At 69.8% G+C, this 24,936-nt stretch carries 18 protein-coding genes; 7 read left to right on the top strand and 11 right to left on the bottom strand.

What is annotated here, in order from left to right; all coding sequences use genetic code 11:
* Positions 1 to 3 precede the first annotated feature (3 nt).
* From EZE58_RS03155 to EZE58_RS03145, 3 genes are read right to left on the bottom strand one after another with little or no spacing between them, the layout of a single operon-like run.
* A complete protein-coding gene (locus tag EZE58_RS03155) occupies positions 4 to 1,461 on the bottom strand; it encodes a DUF5719 family protein (RefSeq protein ID WP_009374827.1) in 1,458 nt (485 codons plus the stop codon).
* Positions 1,458 to 4,748 (bottom strand): hypothetical protein, encoded by a 3,291-nt coding sequence (locus EZE58_RS03150; RefSeq protein ID WP_063249435.1) that lies wholly within the window; start codon positions 4,746 to 4,748, stop codon positions 1,458 to 1,460. The genes EZE58_RS03155 and EZE58_RS03150 overlap by 4 nt, the downstream gene beginning before the upstream one ends.
* Entirely contained in the window at positions 4,745 to 5,005 is a 261-nt protein-coding gene (locus EZE58_RS03145; RefSeq protein ID WP_040341092.1) for a WhiB family transcriptional regulator, read from the bottom strand. Before EZE58_RS03145 ends, EZE58_RS03150 begins: the two co-directional genes overlap by 4 nt.
* A 498-nt stretch (positions 5,006 to 5,503) precedes the next feature.
* On the opposite strand from EZE58_RS03145, the gene EZE58_RS03140 reads away from it, so the two are divergent.
* Genes EZE58_RS03140 through EZE58_RS03125 form a run of 4 tightly spaced genes read left to right on the top strand, consistent with a single transcriptional unit; the run spans position 5,504 to position 8,904 of the window.
* Entirely contained in the window at positions 5,504 to 6,631 is a 1,128-nt protein-coding gene (locus EZE58_RS03140; RefSeq protein WP_231882192.1) for a coenzyme F420-0:L-glutamate ligase, read from the top strand.
* 58 nt (positions 6,632 to 6,689) lie between these two features.
* On the top strand, positions 6,690 to 7,457 hold the full coding sequence (locus tag EZE58_RS03135; protein WP_009374822.1) for a hypothetical protein: 768 nt from the start codon (positions 6,690 to 6,692) through the stop codon (positions 7,455 to 7,457).
* On the top strand, positions 7,445 to 8,227 hold the full coding sequence (locus tag EZE58_RS03130) for a CoA transferase subunit A (RefSeq protein WP_040340918.1): 783 nt from the start codon (positions 7,445 to 7,447) through the stop codon (positions 8,225 to 8,227). The genes EZE58_RS03135 and EZE58_RS03130 overlap by 13 nt, the downstream gene beginning before the upstream one ends.
* An 11-nt stretch (positions 8,228 to 8,238) precedes the next feature.
* Complete coding sequence (locus EZE58_RS03125) at positions 8,239 to 8,904, top strand: CoA transferase subunit B (protein ID WP_009374820.1); 666 nt, start codon at positions 8,239 to 8,241, stop codon at positions 8,902 to 8,904.
* Positions 8,905 to 9,354: 450 nt separating this feature from the next.
* Here the strand turns inward: EZE58_RS03125 and manA are convergent, their stop codons facing one another.
* The 6 genes from manA to EZE58_RS03095 all read right to left on the bottom strand — a co-directional run bounded on the left by manA (position 9,355) and on the right by EZE58_RS03095 (position 18,733).
* Positions 9,355 to 10,671 carry a mannose-6-phosphate isomerase, class I gene (gene manA / locus EZE58_RS03120; RefSeq protein ID WP_009374819.1) on the bottom strand — a complete coding sequence of 439 codons (1,317 nt, stop codon included), beginning with the start codon at positions 10,669 to 10,671 and terminating at the stop codon, positions 9,355 to 9,357.
* Positions 10,672 to 11,068: 397 nt separating this feature from the next.
* Positions 11,069 to 13,666, bottom strand: a complete 2,598-nt coding sequence (locus EZE58_RS03115) for an NlpC/P60 family protein (RefSeq protein WP_009374818.1) — start codon at positions 13,664 to 13,666, stop codon at positions 11,069 to 11,071.
* A gap of 359 nt (positions 13,667 to 14,025) precedes the next feature.
* On the bottom strand, positions 14,026 to 15,537 hold the full coding sequence (locus tag EZE58_RS03110) for an LCP family protein (RefSeq protein ID WP_009374817.1): 1,512 nt from the start codon (positions 15,535 to 15,537) through the stop codon (positions 14,026 to 14,028).
* A 252-nt stretch (positions 15,538 to 15,789) separates the two neighbouring features.
* Complete coding sequence (locus EZE58_RS03105) at positions 15,790 to 16,938, bottom strand: acyl-CoA dehydrogenase family protein (RefSeq protein ID WP_009374816.1); 1,149 nt, start codon at positions 16,936 to 16,938, stop codon at positions 15,790 to 15,792.
* 36 nt (positions 16,939 to 16,974) lie between these two features.
* Positions 16,975 to 17,514 carry a 5-(carboxyamino)imidazole ribonucleotide mutase gene (gene purE, locus EZE58_RS03100; RefSeq protein WP_009374815.1) on the bottom strand — a complete coding sequence of 180 codons (540 nt, stop codon included), beginning with the start codon at positions 17,512 to 17,514 and terminating at the stop codon, positions 16,975 to 16,977.
* A gap of 1 nt (position 17,515) precedes the next feature.
* Positions 17,516 to 18,733 (bottom strand): 5-(carboxyamino)imidazole ribonucleotide synthase, encoded by a 1,218-nt coding sequence (locus tag EZE58_RS03095; RefSeq protein ID WP_311200328.1) that lies wholly within the window; start codon positions 18,731 to 18,733, stop codon positions 17,516 to 17,518.
* Between the two features lie 95 nt (positions 18,734 to 18,828).
* On the opposite strand from EZE58_RS03095, the gene EZE58_RS03090 reads away from it, so the two are divergent.
* Positions 18,829 to 19,323 carry a GtrA family protein gene (locus EZE58_RS03090; RefSeq protein ID WP_009374813.1) on the top strand — a complete coding sequence of 165 codons (495 nt, stop codon included), beginning with the start codon at positions 18,829 to 18,831 and terminating at the stop codon, positions 19,321 to 19,323.
* A 42-nt stretch (positions 19,324 to 19,365) separates the two neighbouring features.
* On the opposite strand, the gene EZE58_RS03085 is transcribed toward EZE58_RS03090, so the two are convergent.
* Both EZE58_RS03085 and EZE58_RS03080 read right to left on the bottom strand, forming a co-directional pair.
* The gene (locus EZE58_RS03085) at positions 19,366 to 20,544 is read right to left on the bottom strand and encodes a nucleotide pyrophosphatase/phosphodiesterase family protein (RefSeq protein WP_009374812.1); all 1,179 of its coding nucleotides are present in this window, start codon (positions 20,542 to 20,544) and stop codon (positions 19,366 to 19,368) included.
* Entirely contained in the window at positions 20,544 to 21,131 is a 588-nt protein-coding gene (locus EZE58_RS03080) for a DUF5998 family protein (RefSeq protein WP_009374811.1), read from the bottom strand. Before EZE58_RS03080 ends, EZE58_RS03085 begins: the two co-directional genes overlap by 1 nt.
* A 61-nt stretch (positions 21,132 to 21,192) precedes the next feature.
* Here EZE58_RS03080 and EZE58_RS03075 point away from each other — a divergent pair, with 61 nt between their 5' ends.
* Together EZE58_RS03075 and EZE58_RS03070 are read left to right on the top strand one after the other, a co-directional pair.
* Positions 21,193 to 23,865: a bifunctional GNAT family N-acetyltransferase/acetate--CoA ligase family protein gene (locus tag EZE58_RS03075; RefSeq protein WP_009374810.1), complete on the top strand. Its 2,673-nt coding sequence runs from the start codon at positions 21,193 to 21,195 to the stop codon at positions 23,863 to 23,865.
* Between the two features lie 380 nt (positions 23,866 to 24,245).
* A complete protein-coding gene (locus EZE58_RS03070) occupies positions 24,246 to 24,797 on the top strand; it encodes a hypothetical protein (protein ID WP_009374809.1) in 552 nt (183 codons plus the stop codon).
* The last annotated feature ends 139 nt before the right edge of the window (positions 24,798 to 24,936 follow it).

Genomic DNA, 24,936 nt, shown 5'->3' with positions numbered 1-24,936 from the left:
GCGTCAGCGGAGCCGGATGTCGCGGTAGGCGACGCCGGCGGGGGCGGGCGCGGGCATGACCGCCGAGACCCCGGTGTCCGAGGTGACGAGGAGGCTCGCATGCACACCGCCGGTCACCGTGCCGGTGGCGTTCGCTGCCCCGATGACGAGGGCGCGGACGGCATCCGGGGAGATCTCGGCCGGGTTGAGTCTCGTCGTCGTCGACTCCTCGAGGTCGACGGTGCGCGAGTCGGTGAGGGAACCGTCGTCGCGCATCCCCGCCACCTGCACCTGACCCTGTCCAGGTGAGAGGAAGAGCTCTGCCGAACCCGTGCGCGGCAGGGCCATGAGCTGGGTCTCGGCGAGGTCGTCGGTCGCGCTCAGCGTCGCGAAGTCCCCCTTGCCTCCGTCGTCGTTCGTCGCGACGATCCCCGAGGCCTGGACGGTCCGGTCCGAGGAGACGACGATGCTCGCGGCGTCGAGCTCCCCGAGATCGGCTTCGGCCACACCCTGGGCGACGACGGTGAGCGAGGAGCGCGGGAGGTCGATCCCCCCGTCGGGACCGTAGGCCTTGAGGTCGACCTCGGCGAGGTCGTCGCTCGGGTTCGCCACGCGCACCCGCACGCTCTTGCCGCTCATGCCGGTGAGGACCTGTTCGGAGTCCGCCCCGGCCCCTGCGGCGGCGAGGTCGATGCCCTGCGGGGTGAGGCCGTCGAGCTTCGTCTCCTGGACGGAGCCGGCGAGCACTCCCCCGTCGACGGAGACGTCGACGGCGAGCTCCTCGGCCCCGGCGGCGAGCCCGGCCAGGCGCACGGCCCGCTGGGATCCGGCGCGGATGCTCAGCTCCGTCGGCTCTCCCCGGGCGCCGGCGGCCGTCATCATCTGCACGCGGGCCTGGACGGGCGCGGAGCCGGGGTTGCTCAGCAGCAGCTGCGAGTTCGAGCCCGGCTGGCCGGAGCCGGCGAGGATCCGGAAGTTCGAGGCCGGTTCCGCACACGTGAGCGTCGCCAGGCCCGTGAGGTCGCCCGAGGTGCCTTCGACGGTCTCGAGAGCCGTCGTCAATGCGGGTGCTCCCGGGCGTGCGAAGCCGGTGACGATCTTCGTGCCCGCCACCGGGTCGTCGCCGGAGACGAATCCCGCCGAGGCGGGCTGGTCGAAGTCCGGGCCGCCCCCGAGGTCGGCGACCCGCAGTCGGGCGGCCGAGACCGAGCCGTCGGCGGCGCTGATCGGCGCCGAGGCGGCGAGGACGCGGGTGCTCACGTTCGAGTCGTCGACGAACTCCGCATCGGTGCCTTCAGCGGCCTTGTCGGTGAGCAGGGGTCCCGGGCAGATCACCCTGGTGTCGGCCGTGGGCATCCGCACCTGCTCGGGGCTGCGGTCGAGGGTGCCCGAGGTGATCGGGGCGAGGAACGAGGTGGTGGCGACGATGACGCCGGGAACGGCGATCGCCGCGAAGGTGACGATGCTGCGGCTGAGCTTCATGGCCTCTCCCTCGTCAGTGTCCGCGAGTGGGTGGCAGCGCTGCGGTTCGGCCGCTTCTCCGAGTCGGCGGGCCGCCCGGCATCCGAGGAGTCCGCGGTCTCGGCTGCGTCGGGGTCGCCTGCTCGGCCGGTGTCGGTGCCGTCAGTCTCCGCCTGTGACAGAGTCCCCCCGTCGTGCGCCTCTTCCTCGTGCGCCTCGCCGTCGCGCGTCTGCCCGTCGCGCGTCTGCCCGTCCCGATCGCTCGAGCCGGCCGAGCGGGCCTCGCCTCCTCGACCGCCCGCCCGCGGGCGGTGGTCTCCCGTGCGGCGGGTGCCGATCGGCAGGGCGACGATGAGGCAGACGAGACCGAGCACCCATCCGGCGATGACACCGGCGCTGACCAGCGGAGATCCCTCGTCGAGGTCGACGGTGCCCCCGGCGGCGGGCAGCGAGAACTCCGCATCCCATGCCGCGCTCGGCTCGGCCGGCCGCGGCAGGTTTTGATCGCCGATGGCGGCCTCGAGGTCGGGGGCGTTCTCAGCGACGATGAGCGTGCGTCCCTCGGCGCCCGCCGGGACCTCGATCCGTCCGTCGACGATCGGTGCGGTGGACAGCGTCCCGTCGGGCTCGGCGATGAGGAAGCGTCCGCTGTAGGGCTTGTCGACCTGCCAGAGGGTGCCCGTCTCGGTCGGACCGACCTCGACGAGTCCGGTGGCTGCGGCCACGGAGCTGCGCAGTCCGTCCTCTCCCGAACCGACGAGGACGAAGTCGACGCCGAGGCGGCCGAGGAGGTCGCGGACGTCACCGGCGTCGTCGGCGGACAGGGCAGCCGCGGCCTGGGCGATGAGGACCTTGTCCTCGCCGATCGGCAACGGGCGACGCTGCCACGGAGGACCGCCGACCGCCTCGGCGGAGAGCACCGTCGAGGTGCCGAGAACGGTGCCGTCCGCGGTTGAGATGAGGGTGGCGATGACCTCGCCGTCGACGGCGTCGAGGCGCAGGGTGCGGGCCTCGGTGTCTCCGGCCCCGCGGTCGGCGGCCAGGGCCGGGACGGTCCCGTGCTCGGCGGTGGCGACGGTGTCGTTGGAGGTGAAGGCGGGTCCGACGCCGAGCATCGCGAAGCCGAGGGCGGCGAGGACGACGAGTCCGGTGAGCACGCGCATCGGCGCCCGTGACCGCCCCCGGGAGCCGGCGGCGAGACGGTCGGCGCCGAGGGCGAGCAGGGCGATGGCCCCGAGGCTCGTCAGCGTCAGACCGGCCGCAGGGTAGGACCCGATGAGGGCGAAGGGCCCGACCTGCGCGGGGAGGTGGACCTGAAGGGTGGCCAGGGCGAGCCCGGCGAGGTAGAGCCCGACTGTCCACGTGAGGACCGGCAGGGGGATGCGTGCCTCGATGAGCGTGAGGAAGGCGAGGACGAGCATGGGCACGACGACGGCCGGAGCCCACAGCCCCACGGTCGCCGCAGCAGCCGAGCTCAGGCCGAGGGCGTCGGCCGCGGCACCGAGCCAGCCCAGGTCGAGCGGGGCGGGGAAGCCGACGGCGAGCAGGTAGGTCGGTGGCGCGCCCGGGGCGAGCGTCTGGCCCGGCGTGACGAGCAGGGTGCCCGGCTCGGTGATGACGCCGAGGAGCCACGGCCATGCGAGCACGAGCGTGGGGGCGAGCAGCCAGAGGTGGCGCAGCCCCTGCCGGGTGGCGAGGAGGACGACGGTGAGCACGAGGCCGATGACGAGCAGGAGCGGGCTGCCGGCGATGAGGACGAAGAGGAGGAGACCGGCTCCTGCGGCGGCGGAGACCGACCCGGTGCGCAGGCTGCGGGTGAGAGCGATGACGAAGAGCGGGGCGGCGATCCAGACGACGATGACGCCGAGGCGACCGGCGGACAGTCCGGTGAGGAAGAGCGGGGCTGTGACCCAGAGGAGACCTGCGAGTCCCCGCACCCAGCGACCGTGGACGAGCATTCCGGCTGCGGCGTAGGCGGCGATCGCGGCGCCGACGGGGGCGAGCAGGATGAGCACGCGGACCGTGAGGTCGAGGTCGCCGAGGAAGGGCAGACCGAGGACGGCGAGGACGAGCTGGAGCGGATCGGCGGGGACGTCTGTCCCGGTGCCGACGTCGAGCCTGCCTCCGAGGAGGCGGGCGATGAGCTCGCCGTAGCCGACGTCGGTCGAGCCGAGCGCGCCGCCGACGAGGTGGCCGGGACCGAAGAGGCGGTGCGAGACGATGCCGGAGAGCACGCCGGAGACGAGGATGAGGTACGTGAGCGGGTGGGTGAAGATGCCGGCTCCCCCGCTCACCTCGAGGCGGGAGAACGAGTCGATGGCCTCTTCGGTGTCGCCGACCTGGTGGAGATCGGCCTCGTCGCGCACGTCGTCGACGCCGACGCCGGAGGCGGTGCCCTCGACCATGCTGCGGCGTTGGACGGCGAGCTCGTCGGGGTCGGCGTAGAGCGCCGAGAGGTGCGCGCTGTTCGCCCGCCTGCCGAGGCGACCGCGCTTGCCGTTCGCCCTCCGCAGACGTCCGGTCGCGCGGACATCGGAGGGCAGGCCGAGGAGCGCGGAGAAGTGCCAGCGGGCGGTGCGCGGGTCGTTGCCGAGGAGGGCGAGGAGGGCACGGCCGATCCGGGTGAGCGCGAGGCCGAGGACGAGCGCCGGCAGACCGGGACGAGCGAGGCTGAGACGGTACCGCTGTTCGGAGCGGATCTGGCCCGACGAGCGCGGCGGGCGGGCAGAGGACCCGAGTTGGGCCGCCTCGGCGGCGGAGACCTCGAGCCGGGCACGGGGGGCGACGACGACGCGTTTGCCGAGGTCGCGGAAGCGGCGCGAGAATTCGATCCCGCGGTAGGCGGGGCCGAGCACCCGACTCGGCGCCCCGACCCGGGAGAGTTCGGCGGTGGCGATGAGCATGCCGGGCAGGTCGAGGGCGAGGGTCTCGCCGACGCCGTCGCGCTGGCCCTGGTCGACCTCGCCGGTGCCCACGGGGTTGACCCGCTCCCCCGCCGAGGTGGTCGTCACGCCCGCGGAGACGATCCGGTCCGACGCCATGAGCTTGGGGCCGACGGCGGCGATCGATTCGGTGGCGCTGATCGCCTCGACGAGTTCGTCGAGGCAGCCCGGCTCGGGCCGGGAGTCAGGAGTGAGGAACCACAGGTACTCGCTGCCCGAGACGGCCGGCAGGGCGAGCGCCTCGGTGACGGTGAGTCCCCCGAGATCGACGACGGGGATCTCGGGGTGGATCCGGTGCAGAGCCGTCTCGAGCTCGGCACGGCGGGAGTCGTCGCCGGAGACGACGACAGTGACAGCAGGCCTCACACGACTCGCTTCTTGAGTCGGCGGCGTTCGCGCTCGGACATGCCGCCCCAGATCCCAAACCGTTCGTCGTTGGCCAGGGCGTACTCGAGGCATTCGGAGCGGACCTCGCAGGACTCGCAGACCCGCTTGGCCTCACGTGTCGAGCCGCCCTTCTCCGGGAAGAAGGCCTCGGGATCGGTCTGGGCGCACAGCGCCTGGTCCTGCCACGAGAGCTCTCCGTCTCCGGCGGCGCCGAGGAGCAGCGACAGCGGTGACACTGCGGTATCGTCGACGGGAAGCGGTGTGAGATCGTTCGGGTCGATGGCCAGCGGGTCCGGCAGCGTGTCCGGTGTCCTGGCGCCGGGTTCGACGAACCAGTCGCCGGCGCTGCGGGAGGTCACTCCCGGTATCGCGGAGTGCTCCTCCTGTTCGAGCCTCTTTCTCTGTGCGCTCTGCACGATGTTCCCCTTTCTCACGCTCAGCGTGTTGTGCCTTCCGAATCCGAGAATTCGTGCTAAGCGCGTTCCCCTTAGGTATAAATTACACGCGTGTCATTACTGTCGAGTCAAGCCCTCTTGGAGTATCGGGGCGGCCCCGGTGACCGTATTCGAACACACCTTCACATGCACACGCGCCCCCGACACAACATATGGTGCGGTGAGGCCCCCGCCCCACTATCCGTGGTGTCGCGACGGGGATTCTGTGAGAATTTCGGATTCGTTCGGCAGGGATGGGAATATGGAGGGATGAGCCACGGAACCGGAGCGAGGGCGGGCATGAACGACAGACTGCTCACGGTCTACGCCCCGCCGGTCGACGAGGACATCCGCCCGGGATCGGACCTCGCGGCGATCCTCGTCACCAGCCTGCGCCGCAACCGCATCGACCTCAAGGACGGTGACATCCTCGTCATCGCCTCGAAGGTCGTCTCGAAGGCGGCCGGACGGCTGGCGAGCGTGGCCGACCGCACCGAGTTCGAGGAGCTCGTCGCCCGCTCCTCGACCCACCTCGTCGCCGAGCGCAGCTACGCCTCGGGCACGACCGTCCAGGTGGTGCGGACCCGAGCGGGCACCGTCCAGGCCGCTGCCGGCCTCGACCAGTCGAACTCCGGAGGCGACGTCGTCCTCCACCCGCTCGATGCCGACCGCTCGGCCGACGAGCTGCGCTCGCGTGTCGAGGAGGCCTTCGCCGTGCGCATCGGGGTCGTCGTCTCCGACACGACCTCGCGGCCGTGGCGGGTGGGCGTCGGCGACATCGCGCTGGGCCTCTCCGGCTTCTCGGGCCTCGACGACCAGCGCGGTCTGCCCGATGACGACGGACGGCTGCAGTCGGTGACCGTGCGCGCCGTCGCCGACGAGATCGCCGCGGCCGCCGACCTCGTCAAGGGGGCGGCCAGGGGTCTGCCGATGGCGCTCGTGCGCGGAGCCGGCGGCTATCTCGACAACGGCGGCGACGGTGCGAGCGCACTGTGCCGCGACCGCGCCGAGGACTGGTTCCGCTACGGCCACGTCGAGGCGATCCAACGGGGTCTCGGGGTCGAGACCGTGCCCGGGCGCCCAGCGGCCGGCGACGGCGGCGACGACATCCTCGAGCGGGTCTCACGGGCCGTGCGCGTCGTCCGCGGCGGGATCTCCCGGACGCCTGGACACGCGGCGTGGCGGATGCGCATCGAGGGCTCGGGGTCGCGGATCGTCATGAGCCCCTCGGACTCCCCGGCGGTGACGCAGGCCGACGGGCCGCCGATCCTCGAGGCGATGGTCGGACTCGGCTCCCTCGTCGAACGGTTGCACACCGCGCTCTTCGCCGAGGACCTCTCGGCGACGACGAAGTGGCAGTGGGCCGACGGGGAGCTCGGAGCCTTCCCCCGCGGCGTGATCATCGACATCGGACTCCTCACTCCCTGAGCCCCCGACACAGTCCCTCCCAGCGACACAGTCCCTCCCAGCGACGAAAGCAGGTTCCGTGGTCCTCTCCCGCCTCAGCCGCACCGGCGGTCCCGTCCTCCTCTGGCGCGGCCCCGAATACGACCGCCTCGACCTCACCGGCCCGGTCATCGCCAACTGGGTCCACAAGGGAGTCGGCCTCTTCGGCGACTACGACCTCGGTCCCGACTTCACGCTTTTCGTCCCCTCGCCGGCCGGTCTCCACTGGCGTGAGCTCGTCGCGATCCTCAGCGTGCTCCTCGGCGGCGGCCGTGTCGTCCTCGGCGGGCCCGGCCAGGCAGCCGGCAACCAGGAGGCCGCCGAGGGACCGCCGGCGATCGACCCGGCGATCGTGCCCGATGGGGACTTCCACGCCTTCGTCGCCGCGGGCGTCGAATCGGACCCGGCGATCGCCTCGGCGGAGGAGATCTTCGTCTTCAACCCTCCCGCGCTGGCCCTGAGCACCCCCGTCGACGCCGATCTCATCGACGTCAACTCCGCGATCCGCGCCTACCCCGACGTGACCTCGAGGCGGCTCGACCGCTCCGGCGTCCTCGTCGTCGCCGGCCCCGGTGCCGAGCCGACGGAGGTCGCCTGGGCCGAGGCCGAGGAGGCGGGGACCGGTCGGCCCGCGGGGATCCTCGTCTCCCACTCGACCCCGCTGGCCGGGCAGTGGCCGGAGTTCCTCGGCCACCTCCTCGGCGGGGGTGAGACGCTCCTGGCCACAGGCGTGGATGAGGCCCACATCACGGACCTCGCGGGAACCCTCGGGGAGGTCCGTGGCAGACTGGGCTCATGGACAAAGTAGTTGACACGCCCGCAGAAGCGGTGGCCGATATTGCCGATGGATCGTCGATCGCCGTGGGCGGTTTCGGGGTCGTCGGAGTCCCCGAATTCCTCATCCGCGCGATCCGGGACCAGGGAACGACCGACCTCGAGGTGATCTCCAACAACGCGGGCGTCGACGGCCGCGGACTCGGCGTCCTCCTCGCCGATCACCGGCTGCGCCGGATCATCGCCTCCTACGTCGGGGAGAACAAGGAGTTCGCCCGGCAGTACCTCTCCGGTGAGCTCGAGGTCGAGCTCACCCCGCAGGGCACGCTCGCGGAGAAGCTGCGGGCCGGGGGCGCGGGGATCCCCGCCTTCTACACGGTCACCGGCGCCGGCACCCAGGTCGCCGAGGGCGGCATGCCGTGGAAGTACGACTCCGAGGGCAACGTCATCAAGGAGTCCCCGGCCAAGGACACGCGCGTCTTCGACACGTTCGGGGAGGAGCAGCAGTACGTCCTCGAGGAGTCGCTCGCCCCCGACTACGCACTCGTGCGGGCGGCGATCGGCGATCGGCACGGCAATCTCGTCTTCCACTCCTCGGCCCGCAACTTCAATCCCCCGGCCGCGCAGGCGGGACGGATCACGATCGCCGAGGTCGAGAAGCTCGTCGAACCCGGTGAGATCGACCCGGACCAGGTCCACGTCCCCGGCGTCTTCGTCCACCGGGTCGTCCCGCTCACCCCCGAGCAGGTCGCCGACAAGCCGATCGAGAAGCGCACCCTGCGCCCCACCCCTGAAAGCGCCTGAGGAGAGCCCCTATGTCACTGACCCGCAACCAGATGGCCGCGCGTGCGGCGCAGGAGCTCGCCGACGGCAGCTACGTCAACCTCGGCATCGGCATGCCCACACTTGTGCCGAACTACGTTCCCGACGACGTCCACCTCGTCCTCCAGTCGGAGAACGGCCTCCTCGGCGTCGGACCCTACCCGACCGAGGACGAAGTCGACCCCGATCTCATCAACGCGGGCAAGGAGACCGTGACGATGCTGCCCGGCGCCTCGTACTTCGATTCGGCGGCGAGCTTCGGGATGATCCGCGGCGGCAAGATCGACGCGGCGATCCTCGGCGCGATGCAGGTCGCCGTCAACGGCGACATCGCCAACTGGATGATCCCGGGCAAGATGGTCAAGGGCATGGGCGGGGCGATGGACTTGGTCCACGGTGCCAAGCGCGTCATCGTCGTCATGGACCACGTCGCCAAGGACGGCTCCCACAAGCTCCTCGAGGTCTGCGACCTGCCGCTGACCGGCAAAGGCGTCGTCGAGCGCATCATCACCGACCTCGCCGTGCTCGACGTCAGCGGGAACGCCTTCACCCTCGTCGAGCTCGCCCCCGGAGTCACCGTCGAGGAGGTCAAGGAGAAGACCGGCGCCGAGGTGATCGTCGACGGCGAGATCCCCACCGTCGACGTCCCCAACGTCTGAGCCCGCGCGGCTGAGCGGCGCTGCGGCTGAGCGGCGCTGCGGCTGAGCGGCGCTGGTCCCCTACGCCGTTTCGAGGACGCTCAGTGTCGATTTCTGATTGCAGAATCGACACTGAGCGTCCTCGACTCGTTTCTGTGCAGAGGCTCAGCTCGGGTGGTGCCGCGAGACATCCCTGTAGGCGCGAAACATCCACCTGCGCGCAATTCCTACCTTTGGGCGATCATCATCCCCACGCGCGCAATTCATCCCCGCACGCGCAATCCTCACCCGAAGGCGCGACGCATCCCGGGAGCGTCACAGACAACCGGCAGTCGCATACACCGCACTCGCAGCCGCAGATCCTCCCCTCGCACACGTAGGACGAGACGCTTGGGGTGAGGGATGCGCGCTGGACCGGCCGCGAACCGCTGGGGCGCTGAGCGAACGATGCTCAGACGAGAGGGACGCTGCTCAGGCGAAGGGCAGCGCCGGGTCGAGGCCTGTGGTCGCGACGAAGAGGTCGCCGTGCCCGTCGGCGGTGACCGCGGGCTCGTTCGCGCCGATGAACACGCTCTGGCCGCGGGTCAGCGTCGTCGACGCGCCGACCGAGGTCAGGGTGATGGTGCCGGAGGTGCACAGGGCGATCGCCGCGCCTCGGCGCTCGATGCGCTTGAGTCGGGGGCAGCGCAGCGCCTGGAGGGCGAAGTCCTCGGTCGCGCCGGTGAGCACGCCGTCGCGGTCGGGTTCGAGCAGCGTCGGTGCGCTCGCAGCGAACGAGGCGATGCGCGTGAGCTCGGGGATGTCGACGTGCTTGGTCGTCAGTCCCCCACGGAGCACGTTGTCACTCGAGGCCATGATCTCGATGCCGGTGCCGCCGAGGTAGGCGTGGAGGATTCCCGAGTCCATGGCCAGCGCCTCTCCGGGCTGGAGGTGGACGCGGCAGAGCATGAGGGCCACGAGCACCCCGGGGTCGCCCGGGTAGTCGGCGACGAGTTCGCGGAACGTCTGCATCGGGTCGACGGCGGTGCCGATCTGCGAGGCGTGGCCGCGCGGCGGCGTCGCGAAGTCCTGGTCGGCGATCTCGGTGACGAGCTGCGGCGCCCGCCCGTCGCCGAGGAGACGCTCGACCGTCCGGGCAAACGCTTTGGTCTCGCTCAGTCCCTTGAGGGAGGAGAGGATATCCCCGAGGAAGTCGAGCGCGGAGACGCTCAGCGACAGCGAGAGGAAGCGTTCGAACGTCGCCCGCACAGCTTTACGGGGACGGAACCCGGAGAGGGCGTGGAATTCGGTGAGCGCGTAGATGAGCTCGGGCTTGGCAGAGGCGTCCTTGTAGTTGCGGTCGGGCGCGTCGAGGTCGGGACCCGTCTCCTCTTCGCGCGCGAAGCCCTCTGCGGCCTGGGCAGGGGTGGGGTGGACCTGGATCGAAAGCGCACGCTCGGCCGAGAGGACCTTGAGGAGGAACGGCAGGCGCGGGCCGAAGGTCTCGAGCGAGTCCCGTCCCAGCAGGCCTTCGGGATCGCCGGCGATGTATTCGATGAGGTTGGGTCCGAGGTCGGTCCGCCCTTCCGCCCGGACGTCGACCGACGAACTCGAGCCGACCCGCCCGTAGCCCGACGATGCGTGCCGACCGCTGCCGGCGGCGAGTTCGAGGCGGGACGGGCTGAGCGGATGCGCACCGAGCCACAGCTCCGCGCACGGCGTTCCGTCCGGGACGGTGCCGAGGATCGCGGGGATCGCGTCCGGGGTTCCCCAGTCGAAGTTCTTCACCGTGTTGGTCAGCCGTCGCACAGGCTCCGCCCCTTTCTCTCGCCCGCTGGTGCCTATCACTCAACCGTAGCGTGCGCCCGCCCCGCTTTCCGGCGAAGACGCTGTGACTTCATCTCCTGTTCAGTCCTGTACATCAAGAGTTCACCACAGGACAGGTTGCCGGCAAGGGGGTTCGTCTCAGGTGCTGTGGCAGTTCCCCGCCGAGGTGGTCGGCCCGTCACCCGCGCCCCGCCGACGCGGCCCCGTGGCCCCGCCGAGGTGGTCGGCCGCCCCAGCCGTCGGACTGCCTCATCCTGGCCCGAGCAGTCGTGAGGTGCCGGTGCGCAATGGACGAGAGTCACCGTGGGTGGATGCGAGCGGGCCCCGCAGCACGATCGTGCTGCGGGGCCCGCTTCACTGACTTCCCGGCGGCTGAGCCTCAGCCGACGACGCGGATGACCTTGGCGCCGCGGCCGAGCATCCACTCGTAGCTGCGCTTGGCGGTGTTCGTCCGGGTCGAGCCGGCATCGTACATCTGGCCCTTGGTCTCCGAGATGATTCCGATGTGACCGGGGATCCAGATGAGGTCGCCGGGCTTGGCGTCCTTGATCGAGATGACCTTGCCGGCGTTGCGCTGCTGACTCGTCGTGCGCGGCAGCTTGATGCCGTTCTTGCCGTAGACGTACTGGGTGAAGCCCGAGCAGTCCCATCCCTTCGGCGTGGTGCCGCCCCAGACGTACTTGACCCCGAGGTAGGACTTCGCGTCCTTGATGATGGCGTTGCGCTGCGCCTGGATCTTCTCCTCCTTGGACGGCTTGTCCTTCTTGCCGTCCTTGGAGTCCTTCGATCCCTTGTCGTCCTTGGAATCCTTGGAATCCTTCGATCCCTTGTCGTCCTTGGAGTCCTTGTTGTTCTTGGAGTCCTTGTTGTCCTTCGAATCCTTGTCGTCGTTGCCGGCTGCAGCACCTTCCCCGGAGTCTGCACCCGAACCGCCATCGGCGGCGCTGTCTCCCGGAGGGGAGCTGTCGCCCGAGGCATTCTCATCGACGACTCCACCCGAGATGGTCCCGTTGGGAGAGAACTCCGTCGTGCCGTAGCCCTCGGCCCAGACGAGCTTCGCCCCTTCGAACAGCTGCTCCCCGCGGCCGTCCTTGTAGGTGGGGTTCGACTTGGGGTAGCCGAGGTGCCCGCGCTCGTACCCCTTGGCCTTCCAGTAGCCCTGGAGCACGCCGGTCGTGTACCTCGCCCCGGTCTTGGGCGACCAGTGGATCGAGCCCTTGGAGAAGGTCTGGTACGCTCCCCCGTTCTTCAGCCCGCCGCGCTCATTGCCCGTCGGCAGTCCGATCGTCTGGACGACATCGCCGCTGAACGCTCCCCGGATGGCGCCCTTGACGTGGTAGGCGCCGGTCTTCTTGGACCAGTAGACGACGCCCTTCTCGTAGTTGCGTCCCTTGGCGCCTGCGATGCCCTTGACATCGAACTCACCGCTCGTGGCCTTGCCGAGGTTGTTCTTCTCCGCGTAGTCCTCGATCGCGGTCTTCGGCTTCGGCTTGGGCTTGGGCGACTCGGTCTTCTCGTCCGAGGGCAGGTCGCCGGACTTGAGGATCGAGTTGACGGTGCTGCGGATCTCTCCGAGCTTCGCGTAGAACGCATCGCCCGGGCAGTCGGTGCTGCCGAGGTCGCGGTGGCCGACGAGGGTCGACTTGCTCGCGGTCAGCCCGTTGAGCGAGAACTTCCACGCGATGGCGGCGGCCACAGCGTCACGGGTCTTCTTCGGCGGGGCCGAGCCGTTGTACGTGCCGAGCACCGAGATGCCGAACGTGCCGGAGTTGTGTCCGGCGACGTGGGCGCCGATGACGGCCTTCTCGAGCTTGCCGTCGCGGGCCTGCCACAGGCGGCCGTACTTGTCGGCGACGACGTTGTATCCGATGTCGGACCAGCCGCGTCCCTTCTGGTGGAAGGACTGGATGCCGCGGATGATCGCCGGCACGTCCTCGGCGGAGTAGCTGTTCGATCCCGAGGTGTGGTGGACGACGGCCTGCTTGATGCCGCTCGCGTAGTCAGGGCTGCCCTTGTAGGGCTTGGCGCCCCACGACTTGCGGGAGGCGATGTCGGGCCGCGGGACCTTCGCCGACTTCGCGACGGTGGACACCGAGGACGAGCCGGGGACGTAGTTCTGCGTCGTCACGGTCGCCGCTCCGCCGGCGGAGACGGTCGTCGCCTCGGCGGCGTCGCCGGCGCTGCCCGCACCGGTCTCGGTCGCAGCGGAGTCACCGTCGGTGGCCGGCTGTGCGCTCTGCGGGTCGATCTGCACGGGTGCGTTCTCGGCGACCGCCTCGGCGTCCGCGGACGAGCGCTTCGGGTCGACGAGGACGAGTTCGGCATCGCTGGGAGCCTTCTCGCCGAGGATGCGCATCTGGACGCCTGCCGCACGGTTGACCGTGAAGGGTTCGGAGCCCTCGTTCTTCGCCTCCTCCTGCTTCTCCTCGTCGAGCGTCTGCCAGTTCCCCCAACCGGAGTCGCTCTTGACGCGGACCTGGATGCGGATGCTCGACGGTGCGTTCGAGAAGGTGACCCCGACGAGGCTGGGGTTCTTCGACGGAACGTCGAGGACATCGGAGATGAGGGCGATGTTGACGCCGTCCTCGGTCTGCTGACGGACCGACCCGGAGATATCGCCGTCGTCGTCGGCCTTCTCCGTCGGGGTCGACCCGTCGGTGGGGGCCGTGCCCTCGGCAGGTGCAGTCTCCTCGGTCTTCTCGCCCTGCTCGGCCTCGGCCGGGGCCGGGGTTTCGCTCGAGCCCTCAGGTGAGGTCAGCCCCGCCGAGGTGGGGGTGACGGCTGCCGTCGCCGCCTGCGCACCGGTGCCGACCGTGGCGGGCACCTGGGTGGCGGCGAGTGCCGTCTGCGACTTGAAGACGTTGGGAAGGTTGCTCGACGCGCTCTGGTTGGCGACGGAGGCAGCGGAATCGCTGGAGTCGCGTGCGCCGGGGACGTTGAGTCCGTCCTCGCTCACCTTGAGCGCCTGTTGGGTCACTTCCGGCTCGACGGTTGCAGCAAAGGCAGTCGGAGCCGTGACCGCTAAGGTGCCGACGAGAGCGACTGAAGCGCAGCCCGCGACAGTGGGCAGTATGTATTTCATCGTTACAGCCTTTTCGAGGAAGTCAGGGAAGTTCGGGCCTCGGGGTCGGCTTCACCGTCGGCAGTACGGTGGGCAACCCCAACATCTCAAAATTGTTACACATTTCCGGCGTGTCAGACTAGCCAAATAACGAATGAACATAATTACACCGGTGTGGTTCCCAGTGTTCTCAAGCGACACACCGAGCGAAAGTTTTTTCGCGGGGTCCTTCTCCGGTCATCCTCGACCGCGGATCCGCCCCTCGTCCGCACCCTTTACGGGACGTAGCAGATGGCGCGCGCATCCTCGTCTCCGCCCTTGTCAGGGCTGGCCGAGGCGGCGAGTTCGCGACCGGCGGAGGCGTCGACGCGGACGCCGGTGTCCATACCGGCGGAGACGCCCGCAGCGACGCCTGTCGACGCCGAGAGGGCGCTGTCCTGCTTCTCAGCGTCCGTGGAGGCTTTCTCGATCGCGTTCGCAACGAGGCGTCGCGCCTCGGCGAAGTCCGGTTGTGATGGTGTCACGCGCGGCGGAGTGAGGTCAAGCGACTCGATCTTCTGACTCTTCACCTTGAGGGCAAGGTCGACGAACATGTCGACCTGCGAGGACGGAATGTCCGTCGACACCGCTCCGGGGGTGGCCGCGGCGATGTCCTGGTACCGCGTGAGCACGGTCGCCGGGTCGAGCTGCTTGACCATGGCCTCCTGGACGCAGCGCTGGCGGATCATCCGCTCGTAGTCGCTGGAGAACTCGCGGGAGCGGGCGAACCAGAGCGCGTGGTAGCCGTCGAGCTTCTGCTTGCCCGGTTCGATCCAGCCCTTGACCGGGCCGTGCTTGCCCGTGGCCTTATTCACCTTCGAGGAGATCGGCACCCGCTTGCCCGAGACCAGGGTGATCCCACCGAGGGAGTCGATGAGGTTCTCGAAGCCCTTGAGGTTGACCATGGCGTAGTACTGGACCTCGAGGCCGGTGACCGCTGAGACGGCGTCCATCGTCGCCTGCTCCCCGGCGCGCTTCGGGTCGGGGAACTTCTCCTTGTACTTCTCACCCTGCTGGAACACGGCATTGAGGAGGCATTCGCTGCCGCAGTTGAAGCCCTGCGGGTAGACGGCGTTGAGCGGCGAATCCTCGGGGAAGGGGACGTTCTGCATATTGCGCGGCAGTCCGATGATGACGGTCTTGCCGGTCTCGGCGTCGATCGAGACGAGGGAGAGCGAATCGGGTCGGATGCCCGTGCGGCCCTTGCCGGCGTCCGAGCCGAGGAGAAGGATGTTGTAGCGCCCGTCGACGGGTTTCGCGGCCTTGCCCGAGGCGAAGAGGTCGCTGACGAGCCCGCGCTGGCTGTTGAGGATGTTCGTGCCCCACGCCAGCGGTCCGACGACGACGAGGAGGAGGGCGCAGAACGCGCCGAGGAATCGAGTGCGCGCCTTCTTCGACAGGGTGACCAGGCGGATGCGGCGGACGGTGTCGAAGAGGCAGACGACCCAGTTGAGCCCGACGACCGGCACCCAGATGGTGAGGAAGGTGAGGATGTAGGGGTTCGTGCCGATCGTGAACGCGAACGTGCGATTGATGAGGATGGCGACGACGGCGATGATGACGAGCAGCCAGCTGATCGCCGTAATCGACAGCGAGATCTTCGCCCACCGGCGGGCACGGAAGAGCAGCTGGACGCCACCGGGAAGGAGGACGGAGACGAGGAGCAGCAGCCACGCCCGCAGGTCCCTGGTCGGCTGTGAGGCGTACGACGGGAAGCGGATCGGGTCGATGTACTTCGTCTCGGCCACTGCCTCACCTCTGCCTCTTGCTCGCTGACTGACTTCGGGCGCACCGACGCCCAGGCATCAATCGTGCCAAACCAACGTCCGAGTCCTCTGTGTCCCTCCATTGTGGCGCGTGGCAGAGGCCGAAGCCCGCACCTGCGCGCCTCGCATGTCGCCGATCACACCGTGTTCTCCCCCACACCTCTGCCCCCGGACACGCAGACGGCCGTTCCCGCCGCGAATGCGGTGGGAACGGCCGTGGAGTCGCCGGAGGCTTCAGCCGAGCAGCTGGCGGCCCATGACGAGGCGCTGGATCTGGTTCGTGCCCTCGTAGATCTGCGTGATCTTCGCATCGCGCATCATCCGCTCGACGGGGTGGTCGACGACGTAGCCGGCACCGCCGAGGAGCTGGACGGCGTCGGTGGTGATCTCCATCGCGGCATCGGAGGCGAAGGCCTTCGCCGCGGCTCCGAAGTACGTGAGGTCGGCGTCACCGCGTTCGCTCTTCGCCGCCGCGGTGTAGGTGAGCTGGCGGGCGGCCTCGAGCTTCATGCCCATGTCGGCGAGCATGAACTGGATGGCCTGGAAGTCGGCGATGCGCTTGCCGAACTGCTGGCGCTCCTTGACGTAGTTCAGCGCGTAGTCAAGCGCCCCCTGCGCGATGCCGACGGCCTGCGCGGCGATCGTCACACGCGTGTGGTCGAGGGTGCGCAGCGCGATCTTGAGACCCTCGCCGGGTTCGCCGACGATCCGGTCCCCGGGCAGGCGGACGTTGTCGAAGAGGAGTTCGCGCGTGGGCGATCCCTTGATGCCGAGCTTGCGCTCCTTCTCCCCGAAGGTGAACCCCTCGTCGGACTTCTCGACGACGAAGGCGGAGATGTTGCGGCCCCGGGCCCCGTCGGGGTCGGTGACGGCCATGACCGTGTAGTACTCGGAGACCCCGGCGTTCGTGATCCAGGTCTTCACCCCGTTGAGGATCCAGTCGTCCCCGTCACGGGTCGCGCGGGTCTTCATCGAAGCGGTGTCGGAGCCGGCTTCGCGTTCGGAGAGTCCGTAGGAGAAGCCGGCCTCTCCGCGGGCGACGGGGGCGAGGTACTTCTCCTTGATCGCCGCGTCTCCCCCGAGCTGGACGGGCATGCTCCCGAGCTTGTTGACGGCAGGGATGAGGGAGGAGGACGCACAGCCGCGGGCGACCTCCTCGATGATGATCGCCACGGCCAGGGCGTCGGCCCCGACTCCCCCGTACTCCTCGGGGATGTGCGCGGCGAAGAAGTCGGTCTCGACGAGCGCGTCGTGGGCTTCCTGGGGGTACCGGGATTCGGCGTCGACCTCGGCGGCGAAGGGGGTGATCCGCTTCTCGACGACGTCACGCACCGCCTGGCGGATCTCTTCGTGCTCTTCACTGGGCTGGTAGAGGTCGAACATCGTGCTCCTTTGACTGATCGATCGTTCAGTCAACAATTATTGCCCGAGTGCCGCCCCTTTGTCGAGGGCGACCTGACGCAGACGGGCCCGATGCTCGTCGAGGCGGGAGCGGATCCGCGCCGCCTCCTCGTCGGTCCCGGCGCCGAGGATGCGGGCGGCGAGCAGGCCCGCGTTCTTCGCTCCGCCGATCGAGACCGTGGCCACGGGCACGCCGCCGGGCATCTGGACGATCGAGAGCAGAGAGTCCATCCCGTCGAGGTACTTCAGCGGCACGGGCACGCCGATGACCGGCAGGGACGTCATCGAGGCGATCATGCCCGGCAGGTGGGCCGCTCCCCCTGCCCCGGCGATGATCACCCGCAGTCCCCGGTCGGCGGCGGTCTTCGCCCACTCGACCATGTCCTCGGGCATCCGGTGGGCGGAGACCACCTCGGCGGTGGAGTCGATGCCGAGTTCGCTCAGCGCCTCGGCGGCCTCCCGCATCGTCGGCCAGTCCGAGTCGGATCCCATGACGATCCCGACCGGGGGCCTCGCCGAGGCGGCTGCCCCGGTGCTCGTCTCTTCTGCAGCTGCCATGTCAGGCCCTTTCGTCGGGGTCCGCAGCGCCGGAGCGTGCGGGTGCGGTCGCGGGGACTCCCGCGGGCGCGGGCATCTCGGGATGGGGGTTCGGGTCGACGCCGGCGATGAAGTCCGCGGCATGCCTGGCCCGGGCGAGGACGAGCTCACGATCGGAGCCGTACGCGTTGACGTGGCCGACCTTGCGGCCCGGGCGCACGCCCTTGCCGTAGAGGTGGACCTTGACCGCGGGATCGTGGGCCATGACGTGGAGGTAGGGCCGGTAGAGGTCCTCGTGCTCGGCGCCGAGGATGTTGACCATGACCGAGACGTCCTCGCGGGCCTCGGGGCTGCCGAGGGGCAGGTCGAGGACGGCGCGCAGGTGCTGCTCGAACTGGCTCGTCACCGACCCGTCCTGGGTCCAGTGACCGGTGTTGTGCGGGCGCATGGCGAATTCGTTGATGAGGAAGCCCTCAGGGGTCTCGAACATCTCCATCGCCATCACCCCGGTGACGTCGAGGGCGCCGGCGACGGTGAGGACCGCCTCGGTGATGGCGCGCGCCTTCTCCTCCGGCAGTCCCGGGGCCGGGGCGATGGCCTCCTTGCACACCCCGTCCTGCTGCCAGGTCTCGACGACCGGCCACACGGCGGTCTGGCCCATCGGGGACCGTCCGACCATGACGGCGAGCTCCCGGGTGAAGTCGACCTTCTCCTCGGCGAGGAGGACGGGGACATCGCTCAGCCAGTCGGCCACCTCGGCGGAATCGGTGATGACACGCACGCCCTTGCCGTCGTAGCCCCCGCGCGGGGTCTTGGCGATGAACGGATACCCGACCTCGGCGGCGAACGCCTCGGCATCGGCGGTCGAGGTGATCTCCGCCCACCGCGGGTTGGGCAGTCCGAGCTCGTCCATGCGCCGGCGCATGAGGATCTTGTCCTGGGCGAAGATGAGGGCCTGCGGGCCGGGCCGGACCGCGTGTCCGGCGGCGACGAGGGCCTCGAGGTGCTCGGGCGGGACGTGCTCGTGGTCGAAGGTGAGGACGTCGACGGTCTCGGCGAAGGCCTTGAGCGTCGCAAAGTCCGTGTAGTCGCCGACGACGACGTCGTGGATGACCTGGGCCGCCGGGGAATCGGCGGTCTCTGCGAGGACGGCGAAGCGCACTCCGAGGGCCTCTGCTGCGGGGGCGAGCATGCGGGCCAGCTGGCCTCCGCCGATGACGCCGATGGTTGGAAAAGTCACGCACCCATCCTAGCGGCGGCTCCCAGCCGGGCCACATCGGCGCTGTCGTACGATGGACTTCGTCGAAGCCGCGCGTCAGGGGACAGGAGGGCACCGTGGGCCGCACCCGCGCCGAGCTCTCCCGCCTCGCGAAGTTCACCGCTGTCGGGGCCCTCGCGTTCCTCGTCGACCTCGCCGTCTTCAACCTCGTCCTCTTCACCACCGACATCGGCCCGCTCATCCCCAAGGTCGTCTCGGTCGCCGCGGCGACGACGGTGAGCTGGCTGGGTTCGAGGCACTGGACGTTCCGCGACGGCCGCACGAGCCGACCGTGGCGCGAGGCCATCGGCTTCTTCGCCGTCAACGCCGCAGGCCTCGGCATCGCCGGACTGTGCCTGATCATCAGCCACTACGTCATGGGCCTGACCTCGCCGCTGGCCGACAACATCTCCGGCAACGTCGTCGGCGTGCTGCTGGGCAACGTCTTCCGTTACGTCATGTACTCCCGCGTGCTCTTCCGCGTCCCCGGCACATCCTCGCCGAGGCGGGAGGTCGTCGTCGGCGGGTCCTCGGTCGACGAGCCGTGCGTCGACGTCCCCGCCCGACGGTGACAGCGGTGACCGTCGCGGTCGCACTCCCCCGGAAGGCAGCGCTCACACCACGAGGAGCGGGATCCGCAGTTCGGCGTCCGTCGTCGCTCCGTGGTGTCCGATGAGGGCGAGCGCCGAGGCGGACTCGGTCTGCGAGTCGACGACGGCGAAGCCGTCGGTGCACACGGCGATGACGTCGCCGATGCGGCCGAGCACCCGCGGATCGACGGGGCCGAAGTAGCCGCGGGCGATCGCCTCGGCGCGCGGGAGGACGAGGGCCCGGTCGCCCAGGGTCTCGGTCCAGGCGGCCGCGACGTCGGCCTCGGCTCCGAGCTGCGCGTAGAGATGGAGGGCCCTGGGCTCCCCGCCGAGGTGGCGCAGCCCCGCCTTGAGGTCGGGGGCGTCGACGAGGTCGAGGCGACGATCATGGTCGATGTCGACCATGCCGTGGTCGGCGGTGACGACGAGCGCCGAGTCGTGGGGCAGGTCCTGGGCGAGGCGGGAGAGCGCGCCGTCGATGCGTTCGAGCTCCTCGCTCCAGTTCGCCGAGTTCGATCCGCTCACGTGCCCGGTCTTGTCGAGGTTGCCCCAGTAGAGGTAGACTAGCCGGGTGCCCGGCGCCCTGACTTCGGCCAGCGCCTGCGCGGTGCGCTCCTCGAGCGTCTTCGACGCACGGAAGCGTCCCCCGCGCAGGGAGGCGCGGTTGAGGCCGCGCCCGGCGAACTTCGCCTCGCCGAGGCTGACGACGTCGACGCCGGCGCCCTCGAGGCGTTCGAAGAGCGTCGCATCGGGCACCCACGTGAGCGGGTCGACGTCGAGATCCCACGTGAGCTGGTTGAACACGGCGTCGCGGGCGGGGTCGAGCAGACGATAGCCGACGACTCCGTGGGCTCCGGGCAGACGACCGGTGGCGAGCGAGGACAGGGAGTTCGCCGTCGTCGATGGGAATCCCGTCGAGATCGGCCGCCTGGTCGAGGCGAGCGACCGGAAGAAGGGGGTGTAGCCGCTGTTGCGGCTGAGCAGCTCCTCGCCGAGCCCGTCGACGAGGACGACGACGACGGTGCGCGCCTCCCGGTCGAGGCCGAGCCCCTCGGCCCGCCTGCCGGCGGTCTCATCGAGGATGTGACCGGCACCGAGGGCGAGCGACGCGGCGGGGACGACGTCGGAGAGCAGCGGCCCCGCATAGTCGGGAGGACCGAGCAGGGTCGAGAGGTCGACGCCGTCGGTGTCGGGGGTGGTCATCAGCGACGCGCTCGGAGGCGGGCGTGGAAGACGGCCTGACGCAGCCGGTCGGCGAAGGCCGCGATCCGGTCGACGGCCGCCTGCCCTTCGGCTTCGGCGGAGACGCGGAGGACGACGTCCTCGGCGAACGTCGACCCGCCGTAGCCGTGATCGCCCATGCAGTCGGGGTCCCCGCACGTCTCGGGGAAGGCCTCGATGCGGCGGGCGGCACCCCACGAGAGGGTGAGCGAGACCTCGACGGGAGCATCGCCGGGAGTGTAGGAGGCGGGGTCGGTGAAGGTGCGCCCGACCATGACGGTGCCGAGGCGTTCGAGTTCGATGTCCTCGCTGCTCGTCACCGCCCGGGCCCTGCCGCCGGGAGCCGCTACCGGGTCGTCGTCGACGTGGGCGAGCAGCAGCCTCGTCTCCGTGAGGACGAAGGCGGTGACATGACGGTGGATCGACTCGATGTCGACGTGCGTGTCGATGTGGACGAAGTGGCTGAGCACCGGCTCGCCGAAGAGGGAGTCGGCGAGGATGCCCTGGGTGAGCTGCGGATAGTATCCGGCCGACTGGAGGTCGCGGACGAGGACTTCGGGTAATGCCATGGACTCCATTGTGCCGTACTCGCCGCCTGTGCCGAGTCCGCGGCCCGCCTATGCTTGAGGCATGGAAGACTATCCTGCAGGGTGGGAAGCCGATGTCGTCCTCCGTGACGGCGGCACCGCCCATCTGCGCCCGATCGTGCCCTCCGACGCCGATGCGCTCGCGCGCATGCACGAGGCGCAGTCGCCGGAGTCGATCTATCTGCGCTTCTTCGCGCCCCTGCCCAAGCTGCCCCAGCGCGACCTCGACCGCTTCGTCAACGTCGACCATCACGACCGGGTGGCGCTGGTGATGACGATCGGCGACGACATCATCGGGGTCGGTCGCTACGACAGGATCTCCCCCACCTCGGCGGAGGTCGCGTTCAACATCGCCGACGCCCACCAGGGGCGCGGGATCGGCTCGATCCTCCTCGAGCACCTCGCCGCGGCCGCTCGGGAGTCGGGCCTGCGGAAGTTCACCGCCGAGGTGCTCCCCCAGAACCGCTCGATGCTCCAGGTCTTCCAAGCCGCCGGCTACGAGGTCAGTCGCGGCTTCGACGACGGGGTCGTCGCCGTGACCTTCGACATCGACCCGACGGCACGGTCGATCGAGGTCCAGGCCACCCGCGAGCACCGCGCCGAGGCGAAGAGCGTGCGCACCGTCCTCCATCCCTCCTCGGTCGTCGTCATCGGGGCGAGCCGGAAGCGGAACTCGACGGGCAACCTCCTCATCCGCAACATCGTCTCCGCCCATTTCACCGGCGAGCTCTGGGTCGTCCACCCCGAAGCGGACCAGGTCGCGGGCGTGCCCGCGTACCCCAGCCTCGGCGATCTGCCGGGCACCGCCGACCTCGCCGTCATCGCGGTGCCCGCCGACTCCGTCACCGAGGTGGTCCAGGAGTGCGCAGCCCACGGCGCCAAGGCCGTCCTCGTCATCTCCTCGGGCTTCGCCGAGACCGGACGCGCCGGCGCCGAGCTGCAGCGGCAGGTCGTCGCGACCTCCCGGGCGTACGGGATGCGGCTCATCGGACCGAACTCGTTCGGGATCGTCAATGAGGCCCCCGATGTCCGGCTCAACGCCTCGCTCGCCCCGTTCCTCCCCGAACCGGGCACGCTCGGGCTCTTCAGCCAGTCGGGGGCGCTCGGCACCGCGCTGCTCGCGACGGCGAAGAACCGGGGCCTGGGCATCTCGACGTTCGTCTCCGCGGGCAACCGCGCCGACCTCTCCGGCAACGACCTCCTCCAGTACTGGGAGGAGGACCCGGCCACGCACACCGTCGGCCTCTACCTCGAATCGATCGGCAATCCGCGGAAGTTCTCCCGCATCGCCCGCCGCGTCTCCCGGGTCAAACCCGTCATCGTCGTCAAGTCCGATGTCACGGGGCGCGAGCTGCCGCCCGGGCACGTCGTGCGCACCTCCTCGCTCGCCCCGCACGCCCTCGACCAGGTGCTCGGTCAGGCGGGCGTGGTCCGTGCCGACACCGTCCACCAGCTTTTCGACTTAGCCCAGGTCTTCTCGACCCAGCCGCTGCCGGCCGGGCGCCGGGTGGGTGTCATCGGCAACTCGGCGGCGCTGTCGACGCTCATCGTCCAGCGCGCCCGGGCCGAGGGGCTCACCGTCGAATCCGCCGTCGTCTCCCTCCATCCCGAGGTCGATGCCGAGACCTTCGGGGAGGCACTCGAGGCGATGTACGACCGCGACGACATCGACTCCGTCATCGTCACCTTCACCCCTTCGGCCGGGGCCGAGGAGAACGAGATCGCCGCCCGTCTCGCCGAGGCCGCCGCACGGTCCGCGAAGACGACCGTAGCGTGCTTCCTCGGCATCCACGGCGTCCAGGACGAGCTCACGAGCTTCCTCACCGACTCCGAGGGCAGACGCGTCACCCACACGGTGCCGAGCTACTTGGGACCCGAGGACGCAGTGTGGGCGCTCGCGCGCGCCACCGACTACGCCCGCTGGCGCTCTGCCGACCACGGCCGCTTCCTCGAGATCGAGGACCTCGACGACAAGGGCGTGCGCGAGATCGTCGATGAGGCGCTCACCGGCGCCGCCCCCGGCTGTCCCGTCGTCCTCTCCCGAGAGCGCGCGCGGGAGCTGCTGGCCTGCTACGGGATCGAGACCGTCCCGTACATCACGGCCGCCTCGGTCGCCGAAGGACTGCAGGCCGCGGAGACGATCGGCTACCCGGTCGCGCTCAAGGCCGTGACGAAGTCGCTGCGCCATCGGATGGAGCTCGGCGGTGTGCGGCTGAACATCGACACCCCCGAGGAGCTCACCGAGGACTTCACCGCGATCCAGGACCTCATCGCCTCCCTGCCCTCGGACGAGGAGCCGCTCATCGACGTCCAGGCCATGGCCCCACCCGGCGTGCCCTGCGTCATCCGCGCCGGCGAGGACCGCCTGCTCGGCCCGATGCTCTCGTTCTCCCTGGCCGGGGACACGACCGAGCTCCTCGGCGACGTCGAGCACCGGGTCGCACCGCTGACCGACAAGGACGCCGGGGAGATGATCCGGGCGATCAAGTCCTCGCCGAGGCTGTTCGGCTATCGCGGGCTGCCTCCGGTCGACATCGACCCCCTCATCGACGTCCTCGAACGCCTCTCCGTCCTCGTCGAGCGCCACCCGCAGCTCCTCGACATCGAGATGCATCCGATCGTCGCGACCGAGACGACGAGCTACATCCTCGACGTCCGCATCTCCCTGCTCGCCGACGCCACCCGGATCGACACGACGCGGCGCCTGCTCAGCTGAGGGCTCCGCCGAGACATCCGACGTCTGCGGCGCACCTCGGGTATCGTCGGAGGTGCAGGGGTCCGCGTCGGACCGCCGGGCCGCCACCTGGCCGACAGGGATCGTCCGGTGCGACGACAGTGCCGCTGTTCGGGTCGAAACGCCTGCTCATGGGCGCGGGCGACCCGATTGGTGGGAACCGACTGGCAGTTTGGCGAGTCATATACCAATCCCCCGAGCGAACATGTAGTGTCTGTATCCGTTCGAGCATGAATAGTTATGCATTTGTGCCCAAAACCCCGCGGCCGGACCCGGCCGCTGTCCGTGACCCCCAGTGGTCATTCACCGTCAGCAGGCACTCCTGCGCTGCAGGAGCGCCCACGAGAGCGAGGCAGAGAGCATTGATCTCACGCAAAGATGTCGTCACGGATTCCGCGATCGCCGTCGTCGCCGAGCAGGGAGTCCGCGGGCTCACGCACCGCGCCGTCGACGCCATGGCAGAGCTGCCGGTGGGCTCGACATCCAACGTCTACCGCACCCGCGACGCCCTCGTCACCGGGATCCTCGAACGGATCGGCGAACTCAACGCCCGTCAGTTCGACCGGCTCGTCGAGAACACGGCGGCCGGCGGCACCCCGCTCGCCGATGCCGCCGTCGGACTGTGCTTCGATCTGCTCACCACCGACCGCGACCGCTTCTACACCTCCGTCATGCTCAGCCTCGACCCCGCGCTGCCGGCGGAGGCGCTCGCGGCGAAGCGGTCGAACATGGCGACCGTCGACTCGTTCGTCATGAACCTCTGCGGCATCGACGCCGACCTCGCCCGCCGCATCACCAGCTCGGTGCTCGGCATGATGATCGCCGAGCTCATGTCCGGTTCGCCCTCCCGTGAGCACGTCGAGGCCTACATCGGCGAACTCTCGAAGTGGATGAACGACCTCCCGCGCTCGTAGCAGGACTCTCCCGTCCACGGTGCCCCTGACCACCGCCTCGGCGGGGCGGAAGCGACACGAGACCCCGAGGTGGGCCTGGGAACACGATTCGAACGCTAGAATCGACGGGTGCCGCCGCTGAGGGACAGCGGACGCGAGT

It is taken from the genome of Brevibacterium sp. LS14, from assembly GCF_012027885.1.
Classification (GTDB): domain Bacteria; phylum Actinomycetota; class Actinomycetes; order Actinomycetales; family Brevibacteriaceae; genus Brevibacterium; species Brevibacterium casei.
The sequence above is the reverse complement of the archived record's forward strand: the minus strand, read 5'-3'. Positions and strand labels throughout refer to the sequence as shown.